Here is a 13,792-nt window from a genome sequence, read left to right on the forward strand (position 1 = left end):
ATAATAAAAGGGATAAACAAATGAATAAGATTAGAAATCGATTATAAAGCAACGGGTTAATTAAAAATATGATTATAAAGTAAAAAAAATCATTAAGAAATTACTAAAAACGAAACGTCAACAAAAGTCTATTTATCTGTTATTTAATAATGAATAAATTATTATAACATATGTTTGTTATTTTATCTTGGCCAAATTAAGCAAAAAAACACTTATAAGCGGAAGGGCTATATAGATTGCAGAGATTGCAAAGATAAACAACTTCTGCTATTATTTGGTAAGTTAAAAATTGAAGGATAAAAAAACAATTTAAATTTATTTAAAATAACGGATTAAAAAGAAATGAAATAATGGGGAAATACAATGGAACAAAAAGCGGGGAAGTGGCTGAAACTTTGTTTGAGCTACTTGTTATTAATTTTAATTAACATGTTGCTAGTGGTAAATGTTCACGCTGAAAATTTACCTGCTTATTCGAATGATGCGAATGGAAAATATCCAACAGAAACTTTGTCAGAGTCACCATCCCAATTGCGAGTTAAAAACCACGCAGGAATGATGGACGGAACGACTGATAAAAGGGATGGATATTTTTATTTTGGTCAAAATAAAGAAACCGCAAATTATGCTCTTCAGAAAGTAGCGAGAGAAACCGAAAATCAAGGAGAATATGAAGTTCAATTAAAAGTAAAAGGAAATACAAAACAACAGGTAAAGCCCTTAGATATTGTTTTGGTTGTCGATATGTCGGGGAGTATGAATACTGATAATAAAGCAGGGCAAATTAGAAGTGGTATTCGGTCTTTTTTGGATAAAATTGAACAAAGTGGACTAGGTGATGTTGTTCAGGTTGGCTTTGTTGGTTTTTCAAGTCCTGACCAAAAAGTACACCAAACGACTGTTGATTTAAAATCAGTTAAAGAAAATAAAAAAAATATAGAAATAGCATTAAATCAGGATTTTTTAGGGCATACATTTATTCAAGATGGTTTGCGTCGTGGGGGTCAGATGTTAGCACAACATAAGGAACCTGATCATGATCAAATGATTTTATTGATAACAGACGGAGAACCAACTCATAGCTATCATGTGACACAGATGGATAGCCATGTAGATTCTATTCCTATTTATGATTTTAATGAACAAGGTTATAGTGATGAAAAAATTCATTACGCTTTGGAAACTTCACCCTCTTTAGTTGATTTTGCGTATGCTTCAAGATCAGCACTATTTATCAATAGAAAGGGCTATGCTGAGTTAAGTGAATATTTAGAAAAAGATTACTATAATTCTCTGATTGAGTTTGAAAAAGTCAAATTAAATCACAAAGGGAGTCCAAAATACTATTATTATCCAGTTGATGAAGTTGATGTTTCTAATACTTGGATTGCAACTCTTGGGGAGGCAAAGCGAATTAAAGACCTAGGGATTTTGATCAAGGGAATCGGTATCGATGTTCATAAAAATGATGATTATAATTATGGTCAAGTTCAAGGTAGAATGCAACGTTTGACGACGAAGGATTCTAAAACCGATCGATTTAATTATCGAGCGACACCGAGACCGGAGTATGTCCCAGATTCTTTTCAACCAGATCAGGCAGACCCCACTTCAGATTATGGTCGAGGTGAAGCCATTGACCTTGACTATTCTGATACGATAGAAAGCTATTTGATGGAGCAAACTCAGGATGTTTTAACACAATATAATACGGTGGTTAACGGCCAGATTATTGATCCGTTAGGGGATAAATTTGAATATGTTGGTGAAGTTAAAAGCAATCGATCTGATATTCGGATTGAAAAAGAAAACCGTCGTTTATTAGTTAAAGAGATTAATTTAAGTAAAGATCAAGAACTTGTCATCACATATAAAGTTCGAATTCAAACAGAAGATAAGGATATTCAACCTAATTATTGGTATCAAATGAATGGAAAAACCACATTTCAACCGCTGGAAAATGAACCATCAACGGTTGAATTTGGAGTTCCATCCGCTAAATTAATTAATGAAGACTTTACAACCGTCACGCTAAAAAAAGAATGGGATGAATTCAATCCAGATTTAGTTCAACGGCCAACTCAAATTGACTATCAATTAACTAGAAATAAAAGTTCACAAGGGTGGTCAGAACAGGTTGGTATATTAACGAAGGACAATGAATGGAGTCAAAAAAATAATTATATTGTTACAAAAACGAATGAAAAAATATATTTACCCAACTATGATAATCGGGGTGAGCGCTTTAGTTATCAAGTTATCGCTGAAACTCAAATACCAGGTTATGACCCAGGAAAAATCACTAAAGAGAATGAAAATGAGTATCGAATTTTGAATCGTCAACATTTTGAGGGGTTAAAACTTCAAATTGATAAAGTGGCTAGTTTTGATATAGACAAGCGGTTAACAGGGGCTTCTTTTTCACTTAGTGGTGGTCATCTAGTCAAAGAAACACAATTAATAGAAACACAAGAGGCAGGTATTTATACTTTAGCTACAAAAGACCGTTTAATGCCTAATCAAAGCTATACCTTAAAAGAGAATAAACCACCAAATGGTTATCGTCCGGATGGACCGTGGCAGTTTCGAGTAGATGAGAAGGGACAAGTTCAACAAGAGACAGAAAATTTTATTAGCGTCGTTCAAGAAAATGGACGGGTGACGTTGAAGATAAAAAATGATTTTTCTAAGCCATTACATCTAGTGGCAAAAAAACTACAGTTAGATAAAAATTTAGAAGATGGTGGCTTAGTTCGTCCTCTAGGTTCTGAGTTTTTGGTCAAAAATCAAGACGGCTTGACTGAATTTAAATTAGATGGAAATGAAGATAAAATCAATGCGCCAAATGCAAAAGTGATGCTTTATCCAGGAAGTTACACAATCGAAGAGACAAAAGCACCAAGAGGCTATAAAAAAGACGACACACGTTATGCTTTTTCGGTTAGTGAAAGTGGAGTGTTTTTGAATGAAGTACAGCAAGAAATTACAACGACCACTCGACCAAAAAAAGATGGTTTTTATCTTTGGAATACGAATCAAGAACGTCTCGCCTTTGCTAAATATAATGAAGTTAATCCGTTTACTTTTACTTTAAGTAAACGAAATAGGCTAACGAATCAACCAATTAGTGGGGTAACTTTTGCTTTTGGTGAAGAGGAAGAACTTCTTCGGTCCCAAAAAGTAACAACAGATAAAACGGGTACAATTAATGTCTCAGATTTAAAATTGAATACACCTTATTACTTTAAAGAAGTCGAGGCCCCCAAAGGATATCACAAACTTAAAGGCGCCTTTAAACTCATCATTCAAAATGATTCGAGTATTGAAGAAACAAAAATGTCGGGAGTTATTACTTATGACGGACCTGAAAAAGAGCAAGTGAAAACAGCTAAAGTCACTTTAGGTGAAACAGAAAATAAAGTAGCAGCAGTGATTACCAACCATGAAATTGTTCCGTTACCAAATACTGGTAGCACAACTAAAATTTGGTTGTTTATTATAGGAAGTCTCGTCGCCGTCTTTGGAATTGTATCGGGGATCATCATAAATATGCGGCGTGAAAAAAATAGAATGATTTAAGAATGGGGAAAAAGATGAAAAAAAGAAATCGAGTAAGTGTTACTATGTTGTTAAGTTTGATTGTATTATTTTTTAGTAGTATTTCAGTTCATGCAGCAGATGTTCCGAATGCGGAGAGTGTTAGTGACAGAGCGGGAACAGCAGATTCTGTCATTTTAGCGATACACCAGTTAACCTATGATAAAAAATGGGACCATTTAACGGAGAATACGGGAGAAAAAATGACTGGTTTTACAGGTCAACCCGTGGTAGGAACAGAGTTCAAAGTATATGATGTTACTTCTGAGTATTATCAATTGCGTGAAAAAAATCCTGATCAAGAGCTTAGTCAAATCCAAAAAGAAGCACTTATCAGTCAACTTAAAGGAACGGAAACGACGGATTTAACCCCTGTACAAACAGGAGATACGAATTCAGAAGGAACGGCAGAGTTGACAGTTCCAAGTAGTAATCAAGGTAAAGATGCCGTTTATTTGATTACGGCTAACCAGACAGAGCCAATGGTCGTAGCCTTACCCGTTTATGCTAAGGATCAAGAATTGACAGAAATTCATCTTTATCCAAAAACATTGACTGAAACAGTAACGATTGATAAAAAAGTCACAACAGTCAGTCAACCGCAAGCTTCTGACTTTAAAGAGTTCGTCAGTTTAGATGCGGGTGGCATTGCAACCTATCAATTAACCATTACTTTACCCGCAGGGATTAAAGAAACGTATTCAAATGGAAAAAATATTTATACCAACATTGAAATAACGGATGATTATTCGGATAAATTAGCCTTATTAGGAGAAAAACCTAAATTAGTAAAAGCAGAAGGAATAGCTTTAGAAACAATTAAGATAAGTGATGAAAACCAACAGTTAAAATATGTTATAGAGAAGGATGATATCCCTAAAATTGAAGGAAATCAGTTAGTTTTAACCTACCAATTAAAATTAAGTCCAACTGAAAAATATGGTAGCTATCTAAATACAGCGAAGGTTTCAATTTCTAAGCAGAATTTTGATGGAACCCCAGTCACCGATAAATTAGTTCCAATCGTAGAGCCTGGAAAAGAACCTGGAAGTTCTGCAACAGTTTGGACAGGTGGTCATCTTTTTGTTAAACAAGACAGTAATACTAAAAAGATCTTAAAAGGTGCAGAATTTGTAGTTAAGAAAGAAGACACCTTTTTAAAACAAACTAATGGGACAGAGTGGGTGGCTACTAAAGAAGAAGCAACTTCATTTGTTTCAACTGATAATGGTCAGTTTGAAGTGGCCGGATTAGCAGCAGGTACCTATGAACTAGTAGAAACGAAAGCACCAACGGGTTATGTTTTACCGACGAAAGCTGTAACGTTTGCGATTACAGATAAAGCGACAGGTGAAAAAACGGAATATATTAATGCAGAAGCTACAGTTGTTCCTAATCGTGAAAAAGGCTTCTTACCTCAAACTGGGGATAAGGGAATCATTGCTTTTATCGTGATTGGGGTGGCCATTATCACGGGTGTTGGTTACTACTTTCTTAAAAGTCGTGGTCGCATGGAAGCGTAATAAAAAGCGAAAAGAATAATATGGAATAGTGCAATGTATCATTTTAAGTTGAGGAAATGCTGAGAAAATCCAGCTATTTCCTCAATTTTTATTATTTACTAAGGAGGGATACTATGAAAAAAAATCGAATGAAATTAGGATTAGATTTGTTGATGATCTTTTTATTAATCATTGGGGTAGGCATTTTATTGTATCCTTTTGTGAGTGATACGTTGAGCGATGCCATTGACCAAGAAATATTGAGTCGTTATCAAGGTGAACTAAATGATGAAGAATATGAAAAAGAACGGAAGCAAATCGAAATTGTCCAGCGTAATAAAAGAATTGCGCAGGAAGGCATGTATCCTGGATTAAATGATTTTAATCAAGCTATTTCTCAAGAAGAACGGAAACGGTTACCAGAACAAACTCAAAAATATTATGTGAAGCATACGATTGGGTCACTGAGCATTCCTAAAATTAAAGCACGCTTACCTATTTTTGATGAGACCAATGAAAGGTTGCTTAAAAAAGGAGCTTCTTTATTAGAAGGAACGAACTTTGTCCCCGATTCAAAAGGGACACATACAGTTCTTTCTGCTCATCGTGGCTTAGCTGGAGCTAAGTTATTTACGGATTTACCCGAATTGGAAAAAGGGGATAAATTTTATATTGACTCATTTGGTAAACGTTATGTGTATGAAGTAGATGGTCTGTTTGTGGTTGAGCCTACTGATACATCAAAGTTGGTCATTGATCCTAATGTTGAGCAGGTCACTCTTTTAACGTGTACGCCCTATATGGTGAATAGTCATCGTTTATTGGTTCGTGGTCATCGTGTGTCCGCTGATGTCAAAAAAGATCAAGCAGCGATTGAAAAAATTGAGCAATGGAAAAGATGGAAAAAATGGGGGACGATTTTGGGATTAATCAGTTTAAGTCTTCTCCTTTTTTTCAGTATATTCCGTATCATTCATCGTTTTCTTTTACGACAAGAAAAGCGAGATATCATTTTTCAACTGGTATCATCACAAGGAGCACCGTTGATAGGTTTAACTTGTGAGCTTCGAACCAAGAATGGCAAACACCCCGTTTATCGTGAGGGTTCTCCAATAAAAATGATAACGGATAGGGTTGGTAAAGGGAACTTAACTGGTGTTCCGGGTGGAAAGTATTGTCTTAGGATGGAGTATCAAGGAGAAAAATATCAAGTGATTTGGTCACTTAAAAAAATAAAGGATCGTCAACTGACAAGTCAAACAGCCAGGAAATCAGGTAAGTTAAAAATTAAACAAAAGAAACGTTATGTTCGATATACTTTTTTATAGAGAGTGAGCGTATCGTTTTACAAAAATATAAAGATGTTATATAGTTGATTAGTCAACAGTTGATAGGTCAACGGAAGGTGAGAGGTCATAAATGAAATTAAGAACATGGAGTCGGTTGCTTTATCGAATTAAGCAAGTGGACCAAACGATTGCGACTCGTTTTGAGGAGAAAACAGGATTTAGTTTAACCCGTTATGAGCTATTGATGATTTTATTTGATCAGGTATCTTGTTCACAGCGACTTCTTCAAGATGAGTTAGGCATTGATCGCGCAGCTGTTGCACGTCACTTAGCTAAATTGGAAGAACAAGGTTATGTTTTTCGAGAGCGAAATCAAGAGAACTTGCGTGAGATGGAAGTCTCATTAACAGAGAAGGCACGAGAAGAACTACTTCATTGTCAAGTAAAGCATCAAAATGAAACTCACCAAACCCTGATGGGACTATCGGCAGAAGAAGCAGAACAGTTATCACGCTTATTGACTAAATTAATGAATGGGGAATAATAAAATGACAACATCTTTTAAAAATAATGAATTTCATGATTTAATGTTTGGGAGAAAATCGGTTAGAGTTTATGATGAAAAGGTAAAAATTAGTCATGAAGAAATGTTAGAAATGATTCAAGAAGCAACGAGTGCACCTTCATCGGTTAACTTACAACCGTGGCGTTTTGTGGTGATTGAGAGTGAGGCTGAAAAAGCTAAATTAAAACCACTTATTCGTTTTAATACACGTCAAAATGAGACATCGTCAGCGATGATTTTAATTTTTGGCGATTTACGTTGCCATGATTTAGCAGAGCAAATTTATGACGAAGCCGTTGAGGCAGGTAAAATGCCTAAAGAAGTTAGAGATCAACAAATTGAAGCCATTGTACCTTATTATGAAAGTTTTTCTAAGCAAAAAATGAGTGATGTTGTTAAAATAGATGCTAGTTTAGCTGCGATGCAATTGATGTTAGTCGCACGTGCACATGGGTATGAAACCAATCCAATTGGTGGCTTCGAAGAAGAACTATTAGCGGAAGCCTTTGGTTTAGATAAAGAACGTTATGTTCCAGTGATGATTGTCTCAATTGGTAAAGAAGTTGAAGCAGGTTTTCCTTCAACCAGAATGAAAGCCGAAGAAATAACATCGTTTAAATAGATAAAAAAGTAAGAAGTTGAGCCAAGGGAAGGGGCTCAACTTCTTTTTTGGTTAAAGATACATCGCAAGTCGAATAGGTCATCTTAAGGCTAATGTGCTATATTATAGAAAATAACAATAAGGGGAAAGACAAGATGAGTTGTTTAGGAAATATTATTTGGTTTGTTTTTGGAGGTTTAACCGGAGCTATTGGGTGGTTTATAGTCGGTTTGTTTTGGTGTTTGACCATTATCGGAATTCCGGTTGGTTTACAATGTTTCAAAATAGCTAATTTGTGTTTATGGCCTTTTGGTAAACGAGTGATTCATGAAGGAAATGGATTTTCATTGCTTGTCAATTTGATTTGGTTGCTTGTGAGCGGTTTGCCTTTAGCCATCGGTCATCTACTCAATGGATTAATCCTTTATCTTACGATTATTGGGATTCCATTTGGTAATCAATGTTTTAAATTGGCTCGCCTTGCGCTGATGCCTTTTGGTACGCGAGTGGTTTCAAGTCGTGGGAATGACTTTGAAATTGATTAGAAGAGTAAGGAACCTATCGTTGACGAGTAGCTATAAAGGGTGGTATGCTAACTTGTCATGTAAAGAATTTGAGGAGGATGTCTGTGGTTAAGAATGAGCGTCATCAAGAAGAACAGTATCTCGCTGATGTGTATCGTCAGCTACAAGAACGTCAAGTCCAATTAGAAGAACTTTTAGAACAAGCTCGGAGTAATGGGATTCAAGATATCCAAACGTTGATGGGAGATGTTCGTCTGAATTATTCTAACATTTCAGATAATCTCGATACTTATGCAGCGTTAGAAATGAAAAATCGTGAGATTGATCAAATGAACATTCGTTTGCAAACAGCAGTGGTTTTATTAAAAAAAATAGAACGTTTATTGGAAGTTCCTTATTTCGGTAAAATAACCGTTGATTTTTTAGAAGAGGAACAACCAGAAGCTTTCTATATAGGAGTTAACGGTTTTGCTAATGAGCTAGGGGAGTATCTCGTTTATGATTGGCGCTCGCCAATCGCAGAATTGTTCTACAATAATGAAATGGGGCCCTCTAGTTATCGCGTGAATCGTGAAACCCTACATGTCGAGTTAAAGCAACGTCGACAATTGATTGTTGAAGCCGATCGTTTGTTAAACTTTTTTGATACCTCTATTTCGATTCAAGATGATGTTTTACTTGAGGTCTTAGGAAATGATGCAACAAGCCAAATGCAAGATATCACGTCAACCATTCAAAAAGAGCAAAATGTAATCATCCGTGACACGGCTCATCGCCATCTTTTGGTGAATGGGGTGGCCGGTAGTGGTAAAACATCAACCATTATGCAAAGAATTGCTTATCTTTTATTCCAATACCGCGAACAAATGACGTCGGAAGACGTGATGATCCTATCACCTAACCGTCAGTTTGTTGATTATATTTCAGATGTTTTACCCTCATTGGGCGAAGCCAATCCAGATAATGTGACCTTTTTACAATTTATTAATCATCACTTACATTTTGATATGGAAGATGAGGCCGCACATTTTGAACGAATTAGTCAACCCCTAGTGTCAGAACAAGTGACTCACTTACGTTCAGAGGAATTTTCTAAGGCTATCTTAACAGCTGATGCTCTTTTTAAACAACCTGAATTATTCATGAAACCTTTAATTCAACAAGGAAAGGTTGTGATCTCACGAGCGAAGCTAGTATCTCTATTCAATACAACACCAAGTGATGGTCGATTAATTGATCGCATTCAAGCAACGAAGCAATTATTAAGAGATGAGTGGGAACAACGCCTCTCTCGTCAAGCGCGTAAACCTGAAATGCAAGATCAAGTTCTTTCATTATCTGAGGAATCGCAAGAAAAATATTTTGGTTCTATTTTAACTGAAAAAGCAGAAAAAAATATCTATGCTTATACTTTACGTTTGTTAAAGAAAAAATATAAAAAGATCACTAGAGGTATTGAACGAAATCAGTGGCTAGACTTACCTTATTTCTTCAAGACGATTTATGAATCAAAAACAGGCGAAGCCTATCCATTTAGAAAAGGCGAGCCTTTAACTGTGGATGAAGGAGTAGTCCTGCTTTTAATTCGTCATACGTTAGTTGAACGTTTAGAAGTTCCTCGCTTAAAATTTTTGTTCATTGATGAAATTCAAGATTATACTCCAGCACAGTTGTATTTATTAAAAACAATATTTGGTATGGCAAAATATACAATGGTTGGGGATGAAAATCAATCTATTTTTAATGCAGCTATTTCCTTTGCGCAGATTGATCAATTATTTGAAGAGGGTGGAAGTCCGTGTCATCGCTATGATTTACTAAGTAGTTATCGTTCAACGGGAGCTATCACCGATTATTTTGGTCAGTTAGCCTCAGTCAATCAGAAGTGGTCGATTGTCCCAATACGTGAAGTTGGTGCCTTGCCAGTCGAGTGGGTTTACAGGACAGATGAAGAATGGTTGACTAAAGTAGAGGAAATGTGTGCAGAAACAACCCAAACTTCATTGGTTATTTTAACCAAACAAGCAGAAGAAGCGGAGCATGTGAAACGTCTATTACAGTCATCTGCCAGTCATTTAGATCAGATAAAAGTATTACCGATAACGTTAGCTAAAGGCTTAGAATTTGATAATATTTTGATTTATAATGCTTCTCAAACAAATTATCATACGGATCGTGAACGCCGAATGTTGTATACGATGGCCTCACGTGCTATGCGCCAATTATTTATTAGTTATCATCAAAAACGTTTTGAATTTTAAAAAAAGGTAAAATCAGTGGGGACTCTCGGCTGATTTTACCTTTTTTATTTTATGGGTTGATTTTGTTGGTTTTTGGTTTCAATGAGTGGTGTAAAGGTTTCGAATCCAAGTTCACTATAATCATCAGGGTCGAAAGCCTTTAAAAAGATTAAGGCTGTTGGATCTTGTAGGCGATAAATAATTGTTGTTGTAACAGTTTTACCTTTGTTTACTTTTTTTTGATTGAGTTGTTCAAGCTTATAAAAAGGACTTTCTTGATTGGAAATCTGAAGTGATTCTAATTCAACCATTTCTGGACCAGCTTCTTGACTCACGCTAAATATTTTTTTAAAACAAGAGTTGGGTTGTTTTCGGGTGGGGCTAGTATTTGTAAAGTCATAGGTAAAGACAATCCAACTCTCCGTTTTTTTATCGCTTGGGTAGATAGAAGTATCAATGATTTTTATGGTATACTGCTTTGTTTCAAGAAAATGATGTTCAAAAGTATTTTCAATTATTTTAGCTTCTTCCACTTGGAGAGAGGGGGTTATTTCTTTATTGTAATCTTCGTTGGAACAACTGACGAGAAATAAACTGATGAAAATAAGGAATAACCATTTTGATTTTTTCACTTGTTAGCTCCTTTTTGTTTATTAGTATCTACTATTCTACCTCAAAGCAACTTTAAAATACACTTGTTTCGTTAAAGTTGTTTTAATGGCGTTTTATTGAACTTGATAATATTTTAGATTAAACTAAGTTTTAAAAAGAGCTGAACTGGTTTGGTCAGCTATCTTGTAGTACACTAATTAAAGAATGATCAGTGATTAAGATAATTAAAATAGAGGAGAGAACGAAATGACTCTTTTAATAAAAAACGCTTTATTAGAAACGGGTTACTGCTATGAAAATGAAAAAGTAGTAGCGACAGAAACTAAAACGATGAATCTCTTAATTGATGAGGGATGTTTTAAAAAAGTGACCAGCCTTGAAATAGAAGAAACGCCAGTGATGACTGTGGTTGATGCGCAAAACCAATTGCTTTTGCCTGCTTTTAAAGAGATGCATACTCACTTAGATAAGACTTATTTTGGCGGAGAGTGGAAAGCTCCGCAAGCCATAACCAATGGCATTTTTTCTAGGATGGCAGAAGAGGCAGAATTATTACCCCTTCAGTTTGAAGAATTAGAACAAAGAGCACATTTATTAATTCAGCATTATATTAAACAAGGCCATACACATATCCGCACGCATGTGAATGTCGATCCAATAATGAAGACGCGACATATGAAAAAAATGGTGGCTATTCTTAAAGAGTATGAAGAGCAAGTGACTTACGAAATCGTCGCTTTTCCTCAACACGGTATTTTAAGAAATGGTTCTGGTTTTATCGCTATTTTAGAAGAAGCAATTCAATTAGGAGCGACTCACATTGGCGGGGTCGATCCATCAATGGTCGATCGTGATATTGACGGTTTTTATCAAGTTATTTTTGATTTGGCTGAAAAATATCAATTAGGTATTGATTTACATCTTCACGATAAAAATACATTAGGTGCTTTTGAAATCCATCGGTTATTAGATGTAGCGACTGCTCGTCAGTTTAATAACCCGATAACTTTGAGTCATGCTTTTGCTTTAGCTGATTTATCAGAAGTAGAGTTCGAACGATTAGCTCATCGTTTGGCGCGGCACCATGTTTCGATTAGTACAACGGTTCCTATTGGAGATGGGGCCATCACTCTTCCCATTGATCGATTGTCAGAATTAGGCGTTAAAGTCGCATGTGTTCATGATAGCTTGACGGATCATTGGGATCCTTTTGGAACGGGTGATACGATTCAAAAATTAAATCAATTGGTCGAACGATTGGGTTATATTGACGAGTATCAACTTAGTCAATCGTTAAAATATGCCACAGGTGGGATGACACCACTAAATGCTCAAGGAGAAAGACAATGGCCACAAGTTGGACAACCTGCTAATTTTTTATTGGTCGATGCGGTTAGTTCTGCTCATCTGATTGCCCGTCAAGGTCCGATATCAACGGTTGTTTCACGCGGGAAAGTCATTGCCCAAGAAGCTATCGAATTGAAGGGAGAATATCGCTAATGGTTTGGTTAAAAAATGTCCGTTTAGAAATTGGTAATAGTGTTTATCGAGATGGTAGTTTGAAAACGCAAACAGAATTGTTTGATATTGAATTGGATAAGAAGCGACAGTTTTCTGCGATTATTCCAGTAAGCCAACGTCCAGAAAATCGAATAGGACGTGATATGCAGGGCTGGTTAATGTTACCTGCGTTTAAAGAAATGCATAATCATTTAGACAAAACCTATCTGTCTCAGGGGTGGAAGGCAAGTCTACCCGTTAATAGTTTAAAGGAGCGGCTTGGTTTGGAAGCAGAGGAATTAAAAGAGTTAGCAGGGACAGTCGAACAACGCGCCTCTGCGATGATTCAGTGGCATCTAAAAAATGGAGTGAATCATATTCGCACACATGTGAATATTGATCCGTATATCGGATTAATCAATTTAGAAGGCGTAGTTAAAGCATTGGCACGCTATGAAGGGATGCTAACGGCAGAAATTGTTGCTTTTCCTCAACATGGTTTATTAGATCATCCAGAAATGCCTGGTTTATTACGTCGGGCATTGGAGTCGGGAGCAACGATGCTTGGTGCACTTGATCCAGGTGGAATCGATGGTCATATCGAATCGTCATTGGAGAAGATTTTAGAAATCGCTTTAGATTATCAAGTAGATGTTGATTTTCATTTACATGATCGTGGTTATTTGGGATATTACACAATGGATAAATGGTTAGAGTTAGTGGATCGTGAAAAATATCGGGGGAAAACCTCTTTTAGTCATGCTTTTGGTTTGGCTGATTTACCTGAAGCAACACAAATTAAATTTGCAGCCAAATTAGCAAGAGATAGTGTTCGAGTAATGACAACCGTTCCAATCAAGCGAGGGAACCGTTTGATTCCTATTGAGATACTTGATCGTGAAGGTGTTCAAGTTTCATTTGGTTGTGATGGATTTTTTGATTCGTGGAGTCCTTATGGTTCGGGTGATGTGTTAGAGAAGGTTCGTAATTATTGTAGCTATCGTTCTATCATGGATGAGGAATGCTTGCGTGATGCTTTGAAATATATTACAAATGGTTTAACCCCTTTGAGTCGTGCAGGGCAGCATCAATGGCCAAAATTAGGTGATGAAGCAAGTGCCGTTTTTTTACCAGTTTCTTGTAGTGCTGAAGCAGTTGCTCGTGTACCGAAGGAACGATTGTTAATGAATCAAGGTCGTTTTTTCGAGTAAAGCGTTCCTTTTTTTTAGAAAAAAAGTCATAAAGAGAATGAGATTGTGACATAAAAAATTCATATTTAGTGGTTAATATATAAGCATACCAACAAAACAACCCTAACAAAACTTTTTCATTTTATTTACTCCTCCAAAGTAAATAAACAAC

The 13,792-nt window shown here is 36.0% G+C and carries 10 protein-coding genes; 9 read left to right on the forward strand and 1 reads right to left on the reverse strand.

The genetic code is table 11. The features are described 5' to 3' along the window. The first annotated feature begins 363 nt into the window (after positions 1–363). The 7 genes from ACTJFD_RS09440 (at position 364) to ACTJFD_RS09470 (ending at position 10,339) form a co-directional block, all read left to right on the forward strand. Positions 364–3,579, forward strand: coding sequence for a SpaA isopeptide-forming pilin-related protein (locus ACTJFD_RS09440; RefSeq protein ID WP_442261191.1), 3,216 nt, complete (start codon positions 364–366; stop codon positions 3,577–3,579). A gap of 14 nt (positions 3,580–3,593) precedes the next feature. Then, complete coding sequence (locus tag ACTJFD_RS09445; protein WP_442261193.1) at positions 3,594–5,120, forward strand: SpaH/EbpB family LPXTG-anchored major pilin; 1,527 nt, start codon at positions 3,594–3,596, stop codon at positions 5,118–5,120. A 113-nt stretch (positions 5,121–5,233) separates the two neighbouring features. Beyond that, positions 5,234–6,427 (forward strand): class C sortase, encoded by a 1,194-nt coding sequence (locus ACTJFD_RS09450; protein WP_442261195.1) that lies wholly within the window; start codon positions 5,234–5,236, stop codon positions 6,425–6,427. A 91-nt stretch (positions 6,428–6,518) separates the two neighbouring features. Continuing rightward, complete coding sequence (locus tag ACTJFD_RS09455; protein ID WP_442261197.1) at positions 6,519–6,932, forward strand: MarR family winged helix-turn-helix transcriptional regulator; 414 nt, start codon at positions 6,519–6,521, stop codon at positions 6,930–6,932. A gap of 4 nt (positions 6,933–6,936) precedes the next feature. Further along, positions 6,937–7,575: a nitroreductase family protein gene (locus tag ACTJFD_RS09460; protein WP_442261199.1), complete on the forward strand. Its 639-nt coding sequence runs from the start codon at positions 6,937–6,939 to the stop codon at positions 7,573–7,575. 134 nt (positions 7,576–7,709) lie between these two features. Further along, positions 7,710–8,099 carry a YccF domain-containing protein gene (locus tag ACTJFD_RS09465; protein ID WP_442261201.1) on the forward strand — a complete coding sequence of 130 codons (390 nt, stop codon included), beginning with the start codon at positions 7,710–7,712 and terminating at the stop codon, positions 8,097–8,099. 83 nt (positions 8,100–8,182) lie between these two features. Then, positions 8,183–10,339, forward strand: a complete 2,157-nt coding sequence (locus tag ACTJFD_RS09470; RefSeq protein WP_442261202.1) for a HelD family protein — start codon at positions 8,183–8,185, stop codon at positions 10,337–10,339. Positions 10,340–10,383: 44 nt separating this feature from the next. Here the strand turns inward: ACTJFD_RS09470 and ACTJFD_RS09475 are convergent, their stop codons facing one another. After that, positions 10,384–10,950, reverse strand: coding sequence for a DUF5067 domain-containing protein (locus tag ACTJFD_RS09475; protein WP_442261204.1), 567 nt, complete (start codon positions 10,948–10,950; stop codon positions 10,384–10,386). Between the two features lie 226 nt (positions 10,951–11,176). On the opposite strand from ACTJFD_RS09475, the gene ACTJFD_RS09480 reads away from it, so the two are divergent. Next, positions 11,177–12,430, forward strand: coding sequence for an amidohydrolase (locus tag ACTJFD_RS09480; RefSeq protein WP_442261205.1), 1,254 nt, complete (start codon positions 11,177–11,179; stop codon positions 12,428–12,430). Continuing rightward, a complete protein-coding gene (locus tag ACTJFD_RS09485) occupies positions 12,430–13,641 on the forward strand; it encodes an amidohydrolase (protein WP_442261207.1) in 1,212 nt (403 codons plus the stop codon). Before ACTJFD_RS09480 ends, ACTJFD_RS09485 begins: the two co-directional genes overlap by 1 nt. Positions 13,642–13,792 lie beyond the last annotated feature (151 nt).

It is taken from the genome of Vagococcus sp. (assembly GCF_052102835.1).
Lineage (GTDB): Bacteria > Bacillota > Bacilli > Lactobacillales > Vagococcaceae > Vagococcus.